Genomic DNA, 21,791 nt, shown 5'->3' on the forward strand with positions numbered 1-21,791 from the left:
GCGCGATTCCAGCGATTATGGCGACAAGAAATATTGAAAACTGGAAAGAAAGATTAATCACAATTTTAGTGACTCCGTTCACCACTTGTTCGGCTAGATTACCTGTTTACGCCATCATTATTGGACTAGTAATTCCTGATAAATTTGTTTTTGGTTTCCTCAATTTACAAGGGTTAACCTTGATGTTTTTGTACCTTATTGGTTTTGGAATGGCTATTTTTTCGGCTTACATTTTAAATAAAGTTCTAAAATTAAAATGCAAAACTTTCTTCGTAGTCGAAATGCCCAATTACAAGTTACCAATGTTCAAGAACGTAGCCATAAATGTGATTGAAAAAACAAAGGCATTTGTCTTTGGAGCCGGGAAAATTATCTTGGCAATATCTGTGGTTTTGTGGTTTTTGGCTTCGAATAGTCCAACAAAAAAATTCAATGATGCCGAAATTATTCTTATGTCAAAAACAGAGAATCAAAACATATCAAAATTAGAACTCAAAAATAAGGTTTCGGCATACAAATTAGAGAATTCTTATATTGGAATAATGGGAAAAACCATTGAACCCCTAATTTCTCCTTTGGGTTACGATTGGAAAATTGGCGTTGCCATCATCAGTTCGTTTGCGGCAAGAGAAGTTTTTGTGGGAACTCTGGCGACCATTTACAGCGTTGGCGGAAGCGATAATGACAACACCATCAAAAACAAAATGAGAGCCGAAATTAATCCCCAAACGGGAGAGAAAATATTCAATTTTGCTTCCGGAATTTCATTGTTGTTGTTTTATGCTTTTGCCATGCAATGTGCCAGTACCTTGGCCATCACAAAAAAAGAAACCAATAGTTGGAAATGGCCATTGGGTCAGCTCGTCTTTATGAGCAGTTTTGCTTATATAGTAGCGTTAATTGCTTACCAAATTTTAAAATAAATCGTTATGTTACAAGAAATTTTAGCTTATATAACACTTGGAATTGCAGTTGCATTTTTGTTTAGGAAATTCTTTTTCAAAAAGAAAAAAACCGACAAAAATTGTGGCGATGACTGCAATTGCGGTTAAACGACCTTCACAAAAAGATTCGTCGCAATTTTATGCGAAATTGTCAGTTCTTTAGCATCCACTTTTATTCTAGTAGAAGAGTCGAAAGATTCCTTGGAAAGGATTTCGATTTTTGAACCCAAAGCGATTTCCTGCTTGTCTAAATATTTCAAGAATTCAGACGAAGAATCCTTTACTCCAACACAAATTCCTGTTTGATTTACCGCTAAATCCGAAAGCAACTGTTTGTCCGTTTTAACCATTCTTCCTTTTGCATCTGGAATTGGATCACCGTGAGGATCTTCGGTAGGATTTCCTAGAAAATCATCTAATTTATTGATGAGTTGTTCTGATTTTATGTGTTCTAATTGTTCGGCAACATCGTGCACTTCGTCCCAAGAAAAGTCGAGTTTTTCGACCAAGAAAACTTCCCAAAGACGATGCTTTCTCACAATCATTTTAGCACTCAAATTTCCTTTTTCGGTCAAGGAAACACCTTGGTATTTTTTATAGTTTACCAAATTTTTTTCGGCCAGTTTTCTAAGCATATCGGTCACAGACGAAGCTTTGGTTTCCATTTTTTCGGCAATAGCATTCGTGCTCACTTCGGCATCTGAAATTGCGGTTAAGTGATAAATGGTTTTGAGATAATTTTCTTCTGAAAAAGTCATTTGATTTTTGATTACTTCGCCTGTTCGCCTTTTAGGCTCGGGTGAAGATTAACGATTTTAGAATTCTGATTTTGTTGTCATTTGTAAATAAAAAAATTTACCGCAAAGGCGCAAAGTTCTTTTCATTTATTAGTAAATCATAAGGTCACAAAGATAAAAACCTTCGGTTTTTAGAGCGCAACAAAATAACATAATTTTAGAAATACTGACTTTAATTTTTAGTAAAACTTTGTACTCTTGGCGATTTCTTTGCGACTTTGCGGTTAAACATTAAATTTTTACGATAAACAATGGAATCGAAATCTTGTGTCTTAACTTATCCACGGTAGTTCCAAAAATTAAATCCTTAATACCAGTGTGTCCGTGGGTTCCCATCACCAAAACATCAAATTTTCCATTATTGATGATTTCAGGAATTACTTTATTGGGTTTACCAAAACCTAATTTTGTTTTTACTTTGAACCCTTTTTTCGAAAGCATTTGCTTGTATTCTTTCAATAGTTTTGCGTCAATCAAAGTTTCGTGGTCTTCAATATTTTTACCATAAATCATTGCTCCAACGGTTTCCACCACGTGAATTAAGGTGTATTTCGCTTCAATTCCACCCAACTCAAAAGCATTGTTTATAGCAACAGCATCGGCAGATGAGAAATCAACTGAAATGGCAATTCTCTTTTTATTATAAGACCCTTTTTTAGAAAATTGTAGCTTTAAATTATGTGGAGAATGATTTTGAATATCTTGTTTTGCTTTGGTGATAAACGGTTTGAAAACAATATACAACAGCAAAATCAAGAATCCAATTGCCAGCGGAACAACAGTCAACCATAGCACAACAGGATTTTCGGATGTTTGAAGCCAATCTTTAATTTCATCGAAAACTAGTTTAATATTGAGTGAAACAATAATAACAGCGACAATCCAAGAAACGATTTGGGTGGTTTTGCTAATATGAAAACCTCGCATTTTAGTCTTGTCACTCACAAAATGAATGAGGGGAATAATGGCAAAACCCAATTGCAAACTCAAAATAACTTGGCTCAAAATCAATAGTTTTCCTGTAACACTTTCGCCAAAAATAGTGATGACAATTACTGCAGGAACTATCGCAATTAATCGAGTAATTATTCTTCGAACCCAAGGCTGAATTCTCAGATTAAGATAACCTTCCATAACGATTTGTCCTGCTAATGTTCCCGTAATTGTGGAACTTTGCCCTGCGGCAATCAAGGCAACAGCAAATAATATTGGTGCCCATTTAGAACCCAACATTGGCTCCATAAATTGGTAAGCATCTTGAATTTCGGCAACATTAAACATTCCGTTTTTGTAGAATGTAGCTGCCGCCAAAATTAAAATCGCAGCATTTACAAAAAAGGCTAGATTCAAAGCAATTGTACTATCGATAAAATTATATTTCAAAGCTTGCTTAATTCCTGCCTCGGTTCTATCGAATTTTCGAGTTTGTACTAATGAAGAATGCAAGTATAAATTATGTGGCATAACCGTGGCTCCAATAATTCCTATGGCGATGTAAAGTGCTGCCGAATTAGGCATTGACGGAATTAAACCATAAATCACTTTCCCCATTTCGGGTTGGGCTAAAAACACTTCAAAAACAAATGAAATTCCAATAATCAAAACTAATGCAATGATAAAAGCTTCCATTTTACGAATGCCTTTATTGATAAGGAAAAGCAACAAAAATGTGTCCAAAACGGTTATCATTACCGCTTGTATCAAAGGAATTCCAAATAATAAATTAATACCAATTGCCATTCCCAAAACTTCGGCAAGGTCACAAGCAGCGATGGCAATTTCGGCAAGAATATAGAGAATATAATTAATAAATTTCGAATAAGTCTCACGAGAAGCTTGTGCTAAATCACGTTGAGTAACAATTCCTAATCGAGCACTTAAACTTTGCAACAGCAAAGCCATCAAGTTACTCATCAATAGAACCCAAAGCAAGGTATAACCAAATTGGCTTCCTCCGGCAATATCTGTCGCCCAGTTTCCTGGATCCATATAACCAACACTAATTAAATAGGCCGGTCCGAAAAAAGCAAGAATTTTTCTGAAACCTGTTTTCTTGTTTTGTGTGGCTACTGATTGGTTGACTTCCTCAAGAGAATTATTCATAAAATAGTAATTTGTAGACAAATATAATTATTTTTTTATTAATGAAATAAAATTTTTAGTCTAATCTAAATATTAAACTATAATTTTTTTAAATATAAAACTATAACAAATCTTTATCGATCTTACCCATTCCAAAAGACGAAAACTTTGTAACTTTGTCAAGCTTTAAATAATTAAAATTTAATCTTAAATATAAAAATATGTATCCAGAAGAAATGGTAAAACCAATGCAAGCCGAATTAACGTCAGCAGGTTTTCAAGAATTACATACCGTAGAAGAAGTAGAAAACGCTATGAAAGCTGAAGGAACAACACTTGTTGTCATCAATTCAGTTTGTGGTTGTGCTGCACGAAATGCACGTCCAGGAGCAAAAATGAGTTTAGATAATGCTAAAAAACCAGATCATTTAGTGACAGTTTTTGCAGGTGTTGATAAGGAAGCGGTAACCTCAGCAAGAGAATTTATGTTCCCTTTTCCTCCATCTTCACCAAGCATTGCCCTATTCAAAGATGGCGAACTTGTTCACATGTTAGAGCGTCATCATATTGAAGGTCGCGCTGCTGAATTAATTGCTGATAACCTGAAAGACGCTTTTAACGAATATTGCTAGTATTTAACCACAAAGTTTAGCGCAAAGAACACTAAATAATTTACCGCAGAATCTCAGATTAGTATTTTAATCTGAGATTCTGCGGTTTACTTTTTTAAAACCATTGCGTCTTTGCGAAAAGTCTTTGCGTCTTTGTATTAAACATTCTACCTTTGCGCAACTAATTTTCTCAACTTAATTGTTTATAGCATGCAACTGTACAACACTTTAAGCGCAGAAGAGCGAGCCATCTTGATTGATGATGCCGGAAAACAGAGACTCACGCTGTCTTTCTATGCTTATGCGCAATTACCAAATCCAACTGAATTCAGGAATGAATTATTTCTTGCTTGGAATCCTCTCGATGTTTTAGGACGAATTTATGTTGCCAATGAAGGAATAAATGCTCAGTTATCATTACCAGCAGACAATTTCTACGCTTTCAAAGACACTATCGAAAAATACGATTTTATGAAAGGCATTCGATTGAATATCGCTGTCGAACACGATGATTATTCCTTTCTGAAACTCACCATAAAAGTCCGTGACAAAATTGTTGCCGATGGACTAGAAGACGAAACTTTCGACGTGACCAATATTGGGATACATCTCAAAGCAAAAGATTTCAACGAATTATTGGAAAATCCCAACACGATTGTGGTCGATATGCGCAATCATTACGAAAGCGAAATCGGACATTTTACTAATGCCATAAAACCTGATGTAGATACCTTTCGAGAAAGTTTACCTATCATTGAAAATCAACTTTCAGAACACAAACAAGACAAAAACCTTTTGATGTATTGCACAGGCGGCATTCGATGTGAAAAAGCCAGCGCTTATTTCAAACACAAAGGTTTCGAAAACGTCTATCAACTCGAAGGCGGAATCATAGAATACACACGACAAGTCAAAGCCGAAGGTTTAGAAAGCAAATTCATTGGGAAAAACTTTGTTTTTGACCACCGTTTGGGAGAAAGAATCACGGACGATATTGTGTCGCAATGCCATCAATGCGGAAAACCTTGCGATGTGCATACGAATTGCGTGAACGAAGGTTGTCATTTGCTTTTTATCCAATGTGATGAATGCAAAACAACTATGGAAAATTGTTGTTCTTCAGAATGTGTAGAGGTAATTCACTTGCCTGAAGAGGAACAAAAAGCAATTAGAAAAGGCATAATAAACAGTAACAAAATTTTCAAAAAAGGAAAATCTGGTGTTTTAAAATACAAGAATTAAGATGACAACAAGCAATAAAATTGAATTAATGGCACCGGCCGGAAACTTCGAATCACTACAAGCGGCAATTGATAATAATGCAGATTCCGTTTACTTTGGAGTGGAACAATTGAATATGCGTGCTAGAGCTACAGTAAATTTCACAATGGATGATTTACAGGAAATTGCCCATCGTTGCGAAGCCAAAAAAATCAGAACGTATTTGACTTTAAATACAATAATTTATGATCACGATTTGTCGGTTGTAAAAACATTATTGGCCAAAGCCAAAGAAGCAAATATCACAGCTGTAATTGCTTCGGATCAAGCCGTAATTGCGATGGCGAGAGGAATTGGGATGGAAGTCCATATTTCTACCCAATTGAATATCACTAATATCGAAACCATAAAATTCTATAGTTTGTTTGCCGACACAATGGTTTTGAGTCGGGAATTGAGCTTGCGCCAAGTGAAAAAAATCACGGAACAAATTATCAAAGAGGACATCAAAGGTCCAAGCGGAAAATTGGTAGAAATCGAAATCTTTGGACACGGAGCTTTATGTATGGCGGTTTCGGGAAAATGTTATTTGAGTTTACATTCGGATAATTCATCGGCCAATCGGGGTGCTTGCAAGCAAAATTGTCGCAAGAAATATACTCTTACCGATCAAGAAACTGGTTTTGAAATTGAAGTGGACAACGAATATTTGTTGTCGCCAAAAGATTTATGCACGCTTGATTTCCTTGATCAAGTGATTGATTCAGGCATTCAAGTTTTGAAAATCGAAGGTCGTGGTCGCGCTCCAGAATATGTGGCTACAGTAGTAAAAACCTATCGCGAAGCTATTGACAGTTATTACGAAGGCACGTTTTCTAAAGAAAAAGTAGTAGATTGGATGGAAGCATTAGGTACGGTTTACAATCGTGGTTTTTGGTCTGGATATTATTTGGGACAAGAATTGGGCGAATGGAGCGATGTTTCAGGTTCGATGGCAACCCAGAAAAAAGTGTATGTGGGAAAAGGAACCCATTATTTCCCAAAAGCAGCCATTGGACAATTCAAAATCGAAGCTTACGATATACAAATTGGAGATAAAATATTAGTTACAGGTCCAAGCACTGGAGCTCAAGAAATGATAATTGAAGAAATGTATGTCAATGACACGGCGGCGAATAAAGCAACTAAAGGAGATGATTGTACTTTTAAATTACCTTTCAGAATTCGGATGTCCGACAAATTATATAAAATCGTTGATGCCTAATGGTAATAGTAACTCTTCAAAGAGCCAAATGTATTGGTTGCAATTATTGTGTTGAAATGGCGCCGGTACAATTTCAAATGTCTAAAAAAGACGGAAAATCGGTATTGATTAAAAGTGTCAACGCAAAAGGGTTTTTTACTTTAAAATCTTATGATCATACTATTGTCGAAAATTGTGAATTAGCAGCAAAAGCTTGTCCAGTGAAGATAATTACTGTTAAAGATATATAATTACGTGAATTAGATAGTTGATTTTGTTAAATTTTATGTTTTTTTTAATGTTTTTGTTAAATTAATGTTTACGATTTATTATGTTTGCATCAATAATCAAAAAATTTAACCAAAATGAAAAAAAAGTATTTAATTCTTTTACTATGCTTTTTTGGGGCTTTAACTTCTTACTCCCAAAATATAACGGTAAAAGGTAAAGTTTCAGACAACAATGGTCTTCCGTTGCCGGGAGCAAGTATCCTTGTTAAAGGGACAAATGATCAATCATCTACTGGTGCAGATGGGGCTTTTGTAATTAAGGCCCAAAAAGGGTCGGTATTGCTAATTACTTATATTGGTTTTGAAACCAAAGAGGTAAAAGTTAATGGATCCTTGTTAAATGTGGTTTTAAGTGAGGGAGCTCAAAGCCTAAAAGAAGTAGTTGTTACTGGAGCTTTGGGTATTAACCGTCCAAAAGCATCACTGGGTTATGCAACTCAAGGGGTAAAAGGGACCGATATTGCCGATACGCAAAGAGAAAATTTCATAAATGCTATGCAAGGCAGAATTGCTGGGCTAACGGTTACCAGTACATCTGGTGCTCCGGGAGCTTCGGCAGCAATTCAACTTCGTGGAGTGAACTCAATGAGCGGTAACAACTCTCCTTTATTTATCGTGGATGGTTTGCCGGTTAGTAATTCCACATTAGATCAAGGCTTATTAATCTCTAATGGGCCAAATAGAGATACTGATTATACCAACCGTGGTGCTGACATAAACCCTGATGATATTGAATCGGTTACTGTTCTTAAAGGTCCTGAAGCAGCAGCACTATATGGTATTGAAGCTGGAAATGGAGCAATTGTAATTACAACCAAGAAAGGTAAAAAAGGTCGTGGTACGATTACCTTTTCTTCGGATGTAAGAACAGATGAGGTATATCGCTTTCCAAAAACTCAAACGATGTATCAAAGAGGAGCAAATGGAATAACAAACAACGATTATCGTAGAATGTTTGGTGAGAAATACGCTCTAGGAACTCAATTATATGATAATGTAAATAACTTTTTTCAAACAGGTTTTAAAACCTCAAATGCTTTAACATTTGAAGCAGGAACCGATCAATTAACTTATAGATTATCTTTGGCAAATATTGATCAAAAAGGTGTTGTGCCTAATTCTGCCTATTCAAGAACAAATATTACTTTAAGTGGTAGTGCTAAAATAAACGATAAATTTAAAGCGGATGCTTCTTTAGCATATACAAATTCAGAAACTGATAAAACTTCGAAAGGAGCTGGGGGATTTTTATTAAATCTTTTAGCTTATCCAGCTAATGAAGATGTTACAAATTATTTAAATTCAGATGGAACTAGAAGAACTATAACTTCTGGTGCTTTAGACACCGAAGTAGACAACCCATTTTTTGAAGTAAATAAAAACAGAGGAAATGACAAAAATAATCGCATTGTTTCTAATATGTCATTAGTTTATGAACCATTATCTTGGTTAAGCTTTACGGGGCGTGTTGGTATTGATGCCAACTCTACACAAGGATTCAAATCTGTCCATCCAGAATCCGCAAGAAGTGCTACAGGAATTGGTTCAGGAACGGGTATTTCTTTGGGAGGATATTTTGAACAATATTCAGATCAAACCAAAAACTATAACTATTTGTTTTTTGGTACTGCAAAAAAATCTATTGGAAAATTCAACGGTTTATTACGTATAGGTACTGCTCGTAAAGATGAAAATTACACCATTTTATCTACCAAAGGTGAAAAATATTATCAGCCTGATGTAATGAGTATAAACAATACTAATCCAACTACGCAACGATCTCAAGAAAGAATTATAAGACGAAGAGTAGATGGTATTTTTGGAGAAGCTACTTTAGACTATGACAAAACAGTATTCTTGACATTGACAGGAAGAAATGATGTTTCTTCTACTTTACCAAGAGCCAATAATTCTTTCTTCTATCCATCTACTTCCTTAAGTTTTGTATTTACAGAATTAAATGGATTAAAAGATAAAGAAATCTTATCATATGGGAAACTACGAGCTTCTTATGCTAGAGTGGCAAATGATGCAAAACCATACTCAATTAATGCTTCTTATGAACCCAAAACGACAACTGGAGGTGGATTTGGATATTCAGTAACTGGAGCCAATTCAGATTTAAAAGCAGAAATGAACACATCTATGGAATTTGGTACTGAGTTACGATTTTTTAAAAACAGAATAGGCCTAGATGTAGCTGTTTATAAAAGACAAACGGACAATCCTATTATAAACAATATGCGTTTAAGCTATGGGACTGGATTTGTTTTAACGGCTTTTAACTTTGGATCTATACAAAATCGTGGTCTCGAGATTACACTTACAGCCTCTCCAATTAAAAAGGATAACTTTTTATGGGATGTTTTATGTAACTTCACAAAAACGGATAGTGAATTGTTAAGTTTACCACCTACTTTACCAGAGTATTATACTTCGGATACATGGTTATATGGAAATGTTCGAGGAGGAGCAAGAGTCGGATCGCCATTAACATCCTTTACTGGATATACTTATTTAAGGAATACTGCTGGTGATATCCTAATAAATCCTTCAAACGGTCAACCTATAACAGATCAAACTTTTCCAATAATAGGAGATAGAAATCCAGATTTTGTTATTGGACTTCAAAATAGTTTTACATTTAAAAATTTCAAACTATCCTTCCTTTTAGATATCCGCAAAGGAGGAGACATTTATAACGGAACTGAGGCTTATTTGTGGAGACAAGGACTTAGTGCAAAAACTATAAACCGCGAACAATCATTAATTATGAATGGAGTATTAAGAGATGGCTTAGAAAACACAGCAAATCCTACTCAAAACAACATTCAAGTTACTCCTTACTATCAAAACGAATACTACAATACAAACATTGTAGATTCAGATTTTATCGAAAAAAAAATAAATTGGTTACGAATGAGAGATATAACTCTAAACTATCGTATGCCATCAGAAATTTTGAAAAAGACAAAATTTTTTGAAAGTATGTCAATTTACCTTACAGTAACGGATGCATTTATGATTACTAATTATACAGGTGCTGATCCAGCTGTTAATGGATTAAATGCAAGCTCTGGAGGTGCTGGTGGAATGGGATTTGATTATGGGGTGCTTTCTACTCCAAGAGGAATTAACCTAGGTTTTAAATTTGGACTTTAAAAAAATAAAAAATGAAAATAATAATAAAATATTTAGCCATATCTATTACAATCCTGTTGGTTGCAGCTTGTAATCGTGATGAAATTGCCGCGGTAAACATTAATCCTAGTTTTCCAACAGAAGTTGATCCAGTATTTTTATTGCCAAATATTCAGGCTTCTATGGCTCTTGGAACTCAATTTGACTCAAGATATTTAGGAAAATATACTCAATATTTTTCTAATTCAACCTCAAATTATGTTTGGGATTTATATGGATATACTGCTAACAGTGATGCTTGTGGAGAAATTTGGAAAACCGCTTATTATTCTATCGGATTAAATTTATCAAATGTAATTACTGTGGCTAACAAAACTCAAAGATATGACATTGAAGGGATGGGTAAAGCAATAAGAGGTTGGACTTGGCAAACAACTACTGATATGCATAGTAATTTGATAAAATTTGATCAAGTTTTTACTCAAAGACTAACATTCGATTATGGAACACAACAGGAAGCTTATGACGAAGTTAAACGATTGGAATTAGAAGCAATTGCAGATATAGATAGAACAGATGGAAAATATGATATTAGTTATACTGCCAAAGGGGATTTAATTTATGGAGGAGACAAAACCAAATGGAAAAAATTTGCCTATGGAATGCTAGCAAGAAATGCAAATAATTTAAGTAATAAAGCAACCTATGATGCAGACGAAGTTATTAGTTTTGTAGATAATTCTTTTACAAGTATTAATGATGATTGTACTGTGAAATTTGCTGGTACAAGTTCTTCAGATGCAAATTTTTATGGACCAATGAGAAATAATTTATCTAGCTATCGTCAATCTGATTTTATTGTAAAAGCAATGGATGGTACAATATTTACAGGAGTTATAGATCCTCGTATGCAAGCGGTTTTAGTGCCATCATCAGATGGTGTTTTTAGAGGGAATCCTCTAAACACAACCGCAGGAACTACGACGGCAACTCGTATTCCTAATTTATGGGGAGGTACTACACAAACAGTTTCAACATTGCCCGGAAGATATATTTTCAGAAATGCAATTGACTTTCCTTTAATGACCTATACTGAATTGCAATTTATAAAAGCAGAAGCTGCTTTCAAAAAAGGTGACAAAGTAATGGCTTTAGACGCCTACAAAAAGGGAATTGATGCAAGTATGGATATGATTAATAAATATACAATTGTTTCTACAACTTATCCAACAGCTACATTAATAACTGCTGCTCAAAAAACCGCTTTTCTGTCCGACCCAAACGTTGTCCCTACTGCAGCTAATTTGACACTTAAGCATATTATGATGCAAAAATATATTGCCTTATTTGGTTTTGGCTATTTAGAAACATGGACGGATATGAGAAAATACCACTATGATACCGCAATTTACGAAGGAATGGTATTCCCTACATTTTTTGTTGACAATGGTGGTAAAATTGCCTATAGAGTTCGACCAAGATATAACTCAGAATATGTATGGAATTATGCTTCATTGCAAGCGATAGGTGGTGACAAACCTGATTATCATACCGTAGAAATGTGGTATTCTCAACCGTAATTTTTTAATATAAAAAATCTATTCAAATGAAAAATAAAATAATAACTATAAATAAACTTTTGGCAACAGCATTGTTGACTTTAGTTTTATTCACTTCTTGTGGTGACGAAACTAATTTTGCTCCTTATGCAGAATCTATTCCAGCAGCAAATGCGAGTGTGAAATTTCAACATACCGCTGTTGGCCCTGCAGGAGTAAACTTTACGGTCAATTGGTCTCTAAACGACGTTAAAACGAGTTCTGTTTTAGTAACTACGGGTTTGCCTTTAGGAATTGCCTATGGCAAACAATATCCCGATGCTATTAATTATACAACGGTTCCTGCGGGAAGCCCAAATATGAAAGTAGAAATCCCTGCTACTGACACAGTACCAGCGTCAACTTTATTCACAAGCCCTCTTGTTCTAGAAGGAGGAAAAAATTACACAACGTTCGTGGTAGGCTCATCACCAAATTATTCTGCTTATACCGTTGGAGATAATTTGACTGTTGGAGATCCTACAAAAGCGTACGTACGTTTCTTAAACGTGATATCAAATTCACCTGTGACAGGCTATGACTTATCTATTAAAGAATTGAATTCAAATGCAGTTATTTATAGCGGAGTTAATTACTTGGGCGGAAATACAGCTTTTATTCCAATTACCCCAATAGCAGATTTAGAGTCCACAACTTATGAAGTGCAATTAAGGACGGTTGGAACCACCACAATTGTTGCAAAATTCACTTTTACCCCAAGAAAAGGAAGAGTATACACCTTCTATAGTTATGGTTATGTAGGAGGTATTCCTACTTCAACCAAAAACATACCTGCTTTGACTTATTATACAAATAAATAGAACAGCTATGTGTTATACCTAAAAAAGGGATTACAAAATATTCTTAATAAAACTAAAGCCATCATATTTCAATTTTGACGGCTTTTTTTATAAAATCAACATTATTAAGAGAAGAAACCCTGTTCAAAACCTCAATTTCTTCATAAAGAAATTGAGGTTTTTTTGTTTTCCAAAAACTTGAAACTTCAACCCTTGTAACTTAAAACTAAAAAATACTATCTTTACAAATTAAACGTTTTAAGAACTTAAGTTGTGCTCGTCACGACACTACATATAATAATTATGGCATGTACAAGTTGTTCAACCTCTGATGGCGGTGCGCCAAAGGGTTGTAAAAATAATGGGACTTGCGGCACCGATAGCTGCAACAAATTAACGGTTTTCGACTGGCTTTCGAATATGAGTTTGCCCAATGGAGAAGCTCCTTTTGATTGTGTCGAAATACGTTTCAAAAATGGAAGAAAAGAATTTTATCGCAATACTGAAAAACTAACTTTAAGTATGGGCGACATTGTCGCTACCGAAGCATCGCCAGGACACGACATAGGAATTGTGACATTAACTGGTGAATTAGTTCGCATCCAAATGAAGAAAAAAGGAGTGAATCCTACCAGTACAGATATAGCAAAAGTTTACCGAAAAGCCTCCCAAAGAGACATCGACATTTGGTCCGTGGCACGTGACAAAGAAGAACCAATGAAGGTTCGTGCACGAGAATTGGCAATAGCTCATAAACTGGAAATGAAAATTTCAGATATTGAGTTCCAAGGTGACGGTTCAAAAGCCACTTTCTATTATACTGCCAATGACAGAGTCGATTTTAGACTTTTGATCAAAGACTTTGCAAAAGAATTCAGCACCAGAGTCGAAATGAAACAAGTAGGTCTTCGACAAGAAGCAGCACGCTTGGGCGGAATTGGATCTTGCGGAAGAGAGCTTTGTTGTTCTACTTGGCTAACTGATTTTCGAAGTGTCAATACTTCAGCAGCACGTTACCAACAATTGTCTTTAAATCCTCAAAAATTGGCAGGACAATGCGGAAAACTAAAATGCTGTCTGAATTACGAACTAGATACTTATATGGATGCCCTCAGTGGATTTCCTAGTTTTGATACGAAATTAATAACTGAAAAGGGGGATGCAATTTGTCAAAAACAAGATATTTTCAAAGGAATGATGTGGTTTGCCTACACCAATGATTTTGCTAATTGGCATATGCTGAAAATTGAACAAGTTAAAGAAATCATCGCTGAAAACAAGCTCAAAAACAAAGTGGCTTCCTTGGAAGATTTTGCTATTGAAATTGTTCAAGAACCTGAAAAACACTTCAATAATGCAATGGGTCAAGAAAGTTTAACGCGTTTTGACCAACCTAAGAAAAAGAAAAAATCAAATAAAAATCGTAAACTGTCAGGAGGAAATTTAATTGTTGCTAACAATAACCAACCCAAAAACGGTAATACTAATAAGCCAAATAATAATAGGCCAAATAATAACGTGAGACCTAAAGACACAAACGTAAAACCAGCAGTACCAAGAAAACCCATAATTATTACAAAAAATGAAAATAAAGAATAGTGCATTACTCCTTTTGGTCGTAATCCTCTTTTATTCCTGTGATAAAAAAAGAGTTTTTGACGAATATAAATCAGTAGGAAGTGCGTGGAATAAAGATAGTATTGTAACTTTTAATTTACCCAAATTAGATTCGACAAAGCAATATAATTTATTCATTAATTTGAGAGATAACAATAACTATCCGTTTAACAATCTCTTTTTAATAGTGTCAATGGAAAAAGCGAATGGTTTTACAAAAATCGACACGCTCGAATACCAAATGGCAAATCCAGATGGAAGCTTGCTAGGTGATGGATTTACAGACATAAAAGAAAGCAAGTTGTTTTATAAAGACAAAATAAAACTGAACGGAATATCCAAAGTTCATATAAAACAAGCCGTAAGGGAAAATGGAAAAATTCCTGGAATTAAAGAATTAGAAGGAATAACTGATGTGGGATTCAGAATAGAAAAAATAGATTAACATAGAATTATGGCTGCTCAAAAAAACAATAATCAAACAAAAAATAGCGAAAAAGATATAAGCTATTATAAAAAGAAATTTTGGAAAATTTTCTTTTATGGTTTAGGAGGTATCTTGTTATTCTTCTTATTTGCCTCTTGGGGACTTTTTGGTTCGATGCCTTCTTTCGAAGACTTAGAAAATCCAGATTCTAATCTAGCTACCGAAATTATTTCGTCTGACGGAGTGATTTTAGGTAAATATTTTGAGCAAAATAGGTCTCAATTAAAGTATTCTGACTTACCACAAAATTTCGTTCAAGCTCTTGTAGCTACTGAAGACGAACGCTTTTACGAACATTCAGGAATTGACGGAAGAGGAACTTTGAGAGCAATAGCCAGTTTGGGAACAAGCGGTGGTGCCAGTACTTTGACACAGCAATTAGCCAAACAATTATTTCACGGCGAAGGGTCGAAATTTTTACCTTTTAGAATCGTACAAAAAATCAAGGAATGGATTATTGCCATTCGTCTTGAAAGACAATATACCAAAAGTGAAATCATCGCGATGTATTGCAATGTATACGATTTTGGAAACTATTCTGTTGGAGTAAGTTCAGCTGCAAAAACCTATTTTTCAAAAGAGCCAAAAGATTTAACAGTCGACGAATCAGCGATGCTAGTAGGAATGTTTAAAAATTCAGGTTTATATAATCCTATTAGAAACATCAAAGGTGTAACTAATCGTAGAAATGTGGTTCTTGCACAAATGGCAAAAAATCATATCATTTCACAGTCTGAAAAAGAAAAATTACAAAGCGAACCTATCGTTCTACATTTCAAACTCGAAAGTCACCGCGAAGGAACTGCCACTTATTTCAGAGAGTATTTGCGTGATTATATGAAGAAATGGGTAGATGAAAACAAAAAACCCGATGGCTCCGATTATAACATTTATAAAGATGGTTTAAAAATTTATACCACCATCGATTCTAGAATGCAATTGCACGCAGAAGAGGCTGTTGAAAAACATATGTCAAACCTTCAAAAAGAATTTTTTCTTCAATCAAAAACTAATAAAAATGCACCTTTCGTAAATATATCTGATGCTGAAACCCAACGAATTCTTACTCAAGCAATGAAATCGTCAAACAGATGGTTTATATTGAAACAAGAAGAAAAAAGTGACGAAGAAATCATAAAAACATTCAGTGTAAAAACAAAAATGACCGTCTTCACTTGGAAAGGTGAAAAAGATACCATTATGACACCTTTGGATTCCATCCGCTATTACAAACATTTTTTACAATCAGGATTAATGGCAATGGATCCTCAAACCGGAAGCATAAAAGCTTGGGTTGGTGGTATCAACTATAAATATTTTCAGTATGACCACGTGGGACAAGGAGCTAGACAAGTGGGTTCTACCTTCAAACCATTTGTTTATGCAACTGCCATTGAACAATTAGGAATGTCACCTTGCGACACTATCATTGATGGTCCATTTATGATTCATAAAGGGCGTCATCACGTAACCGCAGATTGGGAACCAAGAAATTCCGACAATAAATACCGCGGAATGGTAACCTTAAAACAAGGATTGGCCAATTCCATCAACACTATTTCGGCTAAATTAATTGACAAAACAGGACCTGAAGCTGTCGTAGAAATGGCGCACAAATTAGGAATTAAATCCGACATTCCTGCTCAACCTTCAATTGCTCTTGGTGCAGTTGACGTAACAGTTGAAGATATGGTGGCCGCTTATGGAACTTTTGCTAACGAAGGTGTTTATGTAAAACCTCAATTCGTCACTCGAATAGAAGACAAAAGTGGTGTAGTTATCTTTGAACCTATTCCTGAATCACACGATGTTTTAAATAAAGATGTTGCATTTGCCGTAATCAAATTAATGGAAGGCGTTACCGAAAGTGGCTCTGGTGTACGTTTAAGAACACAAGGAGGCGGTAGCGGTGACAATCGCTGGACTGGTTATCCGTATCTATTTACCAACCCAATCGCTGGTAAAACCGGAACCACACAAAATCAATCTGATGGTTGGTTTATGGGAATGGTTCCTAATCTTGTTACTGGAGTTTGGGTAGGTTGCGAAGACCGTTCGGCACGTTTCAAAAGTATAACTTATGGCCAAGGAGCAACTGCAGCATTGCCTATTTGGGGCTATTTTATGAAACTTTGTTATGCCGATGAAAACCTTAAAGTTTCTAAACAAGATTTCGACAGACCGCCAAATCTTTCCATAAAAGTGGATTGTTACACCGCACCAAAAGTAAAAGACAGCACCGATGTAGAACAAAACACCGATGAATTCGAATTGTAGCAGTCGTTGCAAAAAATGAAGTACGACTGTTGTTGAGATTTTTTTAAATAAGGAGCTATTTCCAGCTGTTCGCTAAATCCACGCAAAAAAGCGTGGGATATCGCTGCCATCTGGGCTAGGGTATTTGTTTTCAAAATAAACAATCCTGAAATTATAATTTCTTGAAAACTTAATATCCTTAATTTCTTAATGGTTTAAAAATCATTTTATAATTATGATTAACAAAAAAGTTAACAACGTACAAGAAGCACTCCAAGGAATCGAAAACGGAATGACCCTGATGTTGGGCGGTTTCGGATTGTGCGGCATTCCCGAAAACTCCATTGCCGAACTCGTAAAAAAAGAAACCAACAATCTCACCTGTATTTCCAATAATGCAGGAGTTGATGATTTTGGATTGGGTTTGCTTTTGCAAAAACATCAAATCAAAAAAATGATTTCTTCTTATGTGGGAGAAAATGCCGAATTCGAACGCCAAATGCTTTCTGGTGAACTCGAAGTAGAACTCATTCCGCAAGGAACTCTAGCCGAAAGATGCAGCGCAGCCCAAGCCGGAATTCCTGCTTTTTTCACTCCAGCAGGTTTCGGAACCGAAGTCGCCATTGGCAAAGAATCTAGAGAATTCAACGGAAAAATGCACGTAATGGAATTGGCATTCAAAGCTGACTTTTCTATCGTAAAAGCCTGGAAAGGTGACACAGCAGGAAACCTCATCTTCAAAGGAACCGCCCGAAACTTCAATCCTTGTATGGCTGGTGCTGCCAAAATTACCATCGCCGAAGTCGAAGAATTAGTCGAAGCCGGAACACTCGACCCTAACCAAATTCACATTCCTGGAATATTCGTGCAACGCATCTTTCAAGGCGAGAAATACGAAAAGAGGATTGAGCAGAGAACTGTGAGGAAAATTATTTAATTTTTCAATGTAATAATATAACAATTTATGGAGAAAGAAAACATTATAGTTTCTAAAACAATTGATTTTGCATTAGAAATAATTTCATTCTGTGAGATTTTAGAGAAAAACAGAAAATTTGTAATTGCAAATCAATTATTAAAATCTGGAACAAGCATTGGTGCAAATGTTCACGAAGCTCAAAATGCCGAAAGCAGAGCTGATTTCATTCACAAAATTAAAATTGCAGTAAAAGAAATTGAAGAAACAAAATATTGGTTAATCTTATGCGAAAAAGCACCAACCTATCCATTTGAACCATTATTAAAATCAAAAATTAATGAAATTGGACTTATCGTTTATAAAATTATAAGCAGTAGCAAGGCTCGCTAATTGATAAATTATTACATTGTTTAATTGACACATTGTTTTTATGCTAACAAAAGAAGACATTGCCAAACGAATAGCCCAAGAAGTCAAGGATAAATACTTTGTAAACCTCGGAATCGGAATTCCAACTCTAGTGGCAAATTATATCCCAAAAGGTATTGACGTGGAGTTTCAAAGCGAAAACGGCGTTCTCGGAATGGGACCTTTCCCTTTTGAAGGCGAAGAAGACGCTGATTTAATCAACGCTGGAAAACAAACCATTGCGACTTTGAAAGGTGCCAGTTTTTTTGATTCGGCAATGAGTTTCGGTATGATTCGTGGGCAACACGTCGATTTGACAATTCTTGGAGCAATGGAAGTTGCTGAAAACGGCGATATTGCCAACTGGAAAATCCCCGGAAAAATGGTAAAAGGAATGGGCGGCGCAATGGATTTAGTCGCTTCTGCCGAAAATATTATCGTAGCAATGATGCACGTAAACAAAGCGGGAGAATCTAAAATTCTAAGAAAATGCACTTTGCCCTTAACAGGCGTTGGTTGCGTAAAAAAAGTAGTTACGGAATTAGCTGTTTTAGAAATAACTCCAAAAGGTTTTAAACTTTTAGAACGCGCTCCAAGTGTTTCCGTAGAACATATCATCGCTTCCACGGAAGCTAATTTAATTATCGAAGGCGAAATCCCTGAAATGGTGATTGATTGAAAAATTAACCGCAGATTCGCAGATTATTTCAAATTTGATAAAGATTCTAAAAAACAAAAACCGCCCAATTAAGGCGGTTTCATTATTTAAAAAATCTGCGAATCTGCAGTAAAAACCTTTGTGAACTTAGCGCAAAACTTTGTGTTCTTTGTGGTTAAAAACTACAAATTCTCAAAGAAATCATTTCCTTTATCATCGGTAATAATAAAAGCAGGGAAATCTTTAATAGTGATTTTACGAACGGCTTCCATACCTAATTCTTCAAAATCAACTACCTCAACAGAGAGTATGTTTTCTTTAGCCAAAATAGCGGCTGGCCCTCCTATGGAACCCAAATAGAATCCGCCGTAAGTTTTACAGGCATTCATTACATCTTTGGTTCTGTTTCCTTTGGCAAGCATTACCATACTTCCGCCATTCTTTTGGAATTCTTCTACATAAACATCCATTCTACCAGCAGTTGTTGGTCCAAAACTTCCTGAAGCCATTCCTTCTGGCGTTTTTGCAGGTCCTGCATAATAAATTGGGTGATTTTTAAAATAGTCAGGCATTGGTTTTCCAGCATCCAATAATTCTTTGATTTTGGCGTGAGCAATATCACGAGCTACAATCAAAGTTCCGTTTAGTTTCAAACGAGTTTTAATTGGATATTGGGTTAATTTTTTAAGAATATCAGCCATTGGTTGGTTCAAATCTATTTCGACAGCTGCTTCCAAATGAGGTGGAGTTGCTGGCAAAAATTGTTTTGGATTGACTTCTAATTGTTCTACGAAAATACCTTCTTTGGTAATTTTCCCTTTGATATTTCTATCGGCAGAACACGAAACTCCCAATCCAACCGGACAAGAAGCAGCGTGACGTGGCAAGCGAATCACTCGAACATCGTGCGTGAAATATTTACCGCCAAACTGGGCTCCAATATGACTTTCTTGACATATAATTTGTACTCGTTTTTCCCATTCTAAATCACGGAAAGCTTGACCAGCCATATTTCCAGAAGTAGGTAAATTATCAAAATAACCTGCTGATGCTTTTTTTACTGCTGCTAAATTCGCTTCTGCAGATGTTCCACCAATCACTAAAGCCAAGTGATAAGGCGGACACGCCGAAGTTCCCAAATCCATTATTTTGGCACGAATGAAAGCATCCATCGATTTTTCATTCAATAATGATTTCGTTTGTTGGTATAAATAGGTTTTATTGGCAGAACCTCCACCTTTTGCCAAAAACAAGAACTCATACGAAGCTCCTTTTTTAGCATAAATATCAATTTGTGCCGGAAGATTTGAACCTGAGTTTTTTTCTTCAAACATACTAATCGGCACAACTTGAGAATAACGAAGGTTTCTTTCTTGATAGGTGTTAAAAATTCCTCTTGAAAGCCATTCAGCATCATCGACTCCCGTGTATACATTTTCGCCTTTTTTGGCCATTACAATCGCCGTTCCGGTATCTTGACAAGAAGGCAATTCGCCATCAATAGCCACTACGGCGTTTTGCAATAAATTATAAGCCACAAAACGGTCGTTGTCTGTTGCTTCTGGATCGTCAAGAATGGCTTTTAGTTTGGCTAAATGTGCGGTTCGCAACATAAAAGAAACGTCTTTCAAAGCTTCTTGAGCCAATAATTCCAGGCCTTTTGGGTCAACAGTTAAGATTTCTCTTTCGCCTAGTTTTTCTACTTTTACAAAGTCGGAAGTGATTTTGCGGTATTGGGTATCGTCTTTTAAAATTGGATAAGGGTCCTGGTATATGAAGTCCATAATATGAAGTTATTTTATAACTCCAAAGATAAGAATTGTTGAGAGAATTCACAGTGCTTTACACCAACTTATGTTTTAGAATTGAAATAAATTGATAATTTGTTTTAGAATGAAATTTGGTTGTTATGCCATTTGTTTTTCATTCATCAACGGATAAAATCCACTACTAAAATATGATTCGTCCCTAAACCAACGGATTAAAATCCGTTGCTACAAAATGTGTCGTCCCTCTGGGACTTTTGCATTTCACAGAGCCATCGGCTCGGCGCATATTGTAAGGCTGGACTTTAGTCCAGTTGCTATAAACTACCATAATCAATCAAGAGCCATAGGCTCGGTTCATATCAAATCTTCAAAAATATATCTTTCATCAAATGGCACTTCGAATTTATCTAAAAACTCTAAATATTCTTCTTTGAACGCTTGTTTCTTATGATGCGTTTCTTGATTAGCAATGTATTTATAAACTGCATCAATTTGAGAATGTCCATAAGAGAATGCACCATAACCTTCTTGCCATTCAAATCTTGATTTTGTCAAATTATGGTCATTAATATATTTTGATGATTTGGCTTTTACGGTTTTCATTAGTTCCGAAATGGAAACTGCGGGTTTAAGACCTAAAAAGCAGTGAACGTGATCCTCAACTCCATTTACAATGATAGTTTTACAACCAGTTTCATCTATCAAATTGCCAATAACACCAAATAATATAGATTCCCATTCATTAGCAATAACAGCATCTCGATATTTTACCGCAAAAACAACCTGAATATATACTTGATGATAGGTGTTTGCCATATTGATCTTTTTATGAGCCGTTCCTACGGAACTCTGTTTTTTCTTATTTCTTAGCATCAACGGATTAAAATCCGTTGCTACAATATAGTTCGTTCCTATGGAACTTTCACATTTCATAGAGGCATCGGCTCAGA

Annotated in this window: 18 protein-coding genes and 1 pseudogene; 15 read left to right on the plus strand and 4 right to left on the minus strand. The window is 35.5% G+C overall.

Annotated features, from left to right (window positions below; translation table 11 throughout):
* Together PHC28_RS02120 and PHC28_RS02125 are read left to right on the plus strand one after the other, a co-directional pair.
* The coding region (locus tag PHC28_RS02120; protein WP_300096335.1) for a nucleoside recognition domain-containing protein at positions 1-923 on the plus strand (923 nt) is incomplete at its 5' end.
* 6 nt (positions 924-929) lie between these two features.
* The gene (locus PHC28_RS02125) at positions 930-1,052 is read left to right on the plus strand and encodes a FeoB-associated Cys-rich membrane protein (protein ID WP_300096336.1); all 123 of its coding nucleotides are present in this window, start codon (positions 930-932) and stop codon (positions 1,050-1,052) included.
* Here PHC28_RS02125 and PHC28_RS02130 read toward each other — a convergent pair.
* Positions 1,049-1,702, minus strand: a complete 654-nt coding sequence (locus PHC28_RS02130) for a metal-dependent transcriptional regulator (RefSeq protein ID WP_300096337.1) — start codon at positions 1,700-1,702, stop codon at positions 1,049-1,051. The genes PHC28_RS02125 and PHC28_RS02130 overlap by 4 nt on opposite strands.
* Positions 1,703-1,972: 270 nt before the next feature.
* The gene (locus PHC28_RS02135; protein ID WP_300096338.1) at positions 1,973-3,844 is read right to left on the minus strand and encodes an Nramp family divalent metal transporter; all 1,872 of its coding nucleotides are present in this window, start codon (positions 3,842-3,844) and stop codon (positions 1,973-1,975) included.
* A 200-nt stretch (positions 3,845-4,044) separates the two neighbouring features.
* Between PHC28_RS02135 and PHC28_RS02140 the strand changes: the two genes are divergently transcribed.
* From PHC28_RS02140 to PHC28_RS02200, 13 genes and pseudogenes are all read left to right on the plus strand, one after another.
* Positions 4,045-4,455 carry a BrxA/BrxB family bacilliredoxin gene (locus tag PHC28_RS02140; RefSeq protein WP_300096339.1) on the plus strand — a complete coding sequence of 137 codons (411 nt, stop codon included), beginning with the start codon at positions 4,045-4,047 and terminating at the stop codon, positions 4,453-4,455.
* A gap of 189 nt (positions 4,456-4,644) precedes the next feature.
* Positions 4,645-5,673, plus strand: a pseudogene (locus PHC28_RS02145) (rhodanese-related sulfurtransferase); the annotation flags it as partial.
* Between the two features lie 4 nt (positions 5,674-5,677).
* Positions 5,678-6,919, plus strand: coding sequence for a peptidase U32 family protein (locus tag PHC28_RS02150; RefSeq protein WP_300096340.1), 1,242 nt, complete (start codon positions 5,678-5,680; stop codon positions 6,917-6,919).
* Entirely contained in the window at positions 6,919-7,149 is a 231-nt protein-coding gene (locus PHC28_RS02155) for a ferredoxin (protein ID WP_300096341.1), read from the plus strand. Before PHC28_RS02150 ends, PHC28_RS02155 begins: the two co-directional genes overlap by 1 nt.
* A 114-nt stretch (positions 7,150-7,263) precedes the next feature.
* Positions 7,264-10,350 (plus strand): SusC/RagA family TonB-linked outer membrane protein, encoded by a 3,087-nt coding sequence (locus PHC28_RS02160; RefSeq protein WP_300096342.1) that lies wholly within the window; start codon positions 7,264-7,266, stop codon positions 10,348-10,350.
* A gap of 11 nt (positions 10,351-10,361) precedes the next feature.
* Positions 10,362-11,909, plus strand: coding sequence for a SusD/RagB family nutrient-binding outer membrane lipoprotein (locus PHC28_RS02165; RefSeq protein ID WP_300096343.1), 1,548 nt, complete (start codon positions 10,362-10,364; stop codon positions 11,907-11,909).
* A gap of 26 nt (positions 11,910-11,935) precedes the next feature.
* A complete protein-coding gene (locus tag PHC28_RS02170) occupies positions 11,936-12,748 on the plus strand; it encodes a DUF4397 domain-containing protein (protein ID WP_300096344.1) in 813 nt (270 codons plus the stop codon).
* A gap of 282 nt (positions 12,749-13,030) precedes the next feature.
* On the plus strand, positions 13,031-14,326 hold the full coding sequence (locus PHC28_RS02175) for a regulatory iron-sulfur-containing complex subunit RicT (protein WP_300096345.1): 1,296 nt from the start codon (positions 13,031-13,033) through the stop codon (positions 14,324-14,326).
* On the plus strand, positions 14,310-14,789 hold the full coding sequence (locus PHC28_RS02180; RefSeq protein ID WP_300096346.1) for a gliding motility lipoprotein GldH: 480 nt from the start codon (positions 14,310-14,312) through the stop codon (positions 14,787-14,789). Before PHC28_RS02175 ends, PHC28_RS02180 begins: the two co-directional genes overlap by 17 nt.
* 9 nt (positions 14,790-14,798) lie before the next feature.
* Positions 14,799-17,108 carry a transglycosylase domain-containing protein gene (locus PHC28_RS02185; protein WP_300096347.1) on the plus strand — a complete coding sequence of 770 codons (2,310 nt, stop codon included), beginning with the start codon at positions 14,799-14,801 and terminating at the stop codon, positions 17,106-17,108.
* A 214-nt stretch (positions 17,109-17,322) separates the two neighbouring features.
* The gene (locus tag PHC28_RS02190; RefSeq protein WP_300096348.1) at positions 17,323-18,024 is read left to right on the plus strand and encodes a CoA transferase subunit A; all 702 of its coding nucleotides are present in this window, start codon (positions 17,323-17,325) and stop codon (positions 18,022-18,024) included.
* 27 nt (positions 18,025-18,051) lie between these two features.
* The gene (locus PHC28_RS02195; protein ID WP_300096349.1) at positions 18,052-18,396 is read left to right on the plus strand and encodes a four helix bundle protein; all 345 of its coding nucleotides are present in this window, start codon (positions 18,052-18,054) and stop codon (positions 18,394-18,396) included.
* 40 nt (positions 18,397-18,436) lie between these two features.
* The gene (locus PHC28_RS02200; protein WP_300096350.1) at positions 18,437-19,093 is read left to right on the plus strand and encodes a CoA transferase subunit B; all 657 of its coding nucleotides are present in this window, start codon (positions 18,437-18,439) and stop codon (positions 19,091-19,093) included.
* Between the two features lie 161 nt (positions 19,094-19,254).
* Here the strand turns inward: PHC28_RS02200 and PHC28_RS02205 are convergent, their stop codons facing one another.
* Positions 19,255-20,856 (minus strand): fumarate hydratase, encoded by a 1,602-nt coding sequence (locus PHC28_RS02205; protein WP_300096351.1) that lies wholly within the window; start codon positions 20,854-20,856, stop codon positions 19,255-19,257.
* Between the two features lie 339 nt (positions 20,857-21,195).
* Positions 21,196-21,774 (minus strand): IS200/IS605 family transposase, encoded by a 579-nt coding sequence (gene tnpA / locus PHC28_RS02210; RefSeq protein WP_300096352.1) that lies wholly within the window; start codon positions 21,772-21,774, stop codon positions 21,196-21,198.
* Between the last annotated feature and the right edge of the window lie 17 nt (positions 21,775-21,791).

Source organism: Flavobacterium sp. (assembly GCF_028712645.1).
In the GTDB taxonomy this organism is placed as follows: domain Bacteria; phylum Bacteroidota; class Bacteroidia; order Flavobacteriales; family Flavobacteriaceae; genus Flavobacterium.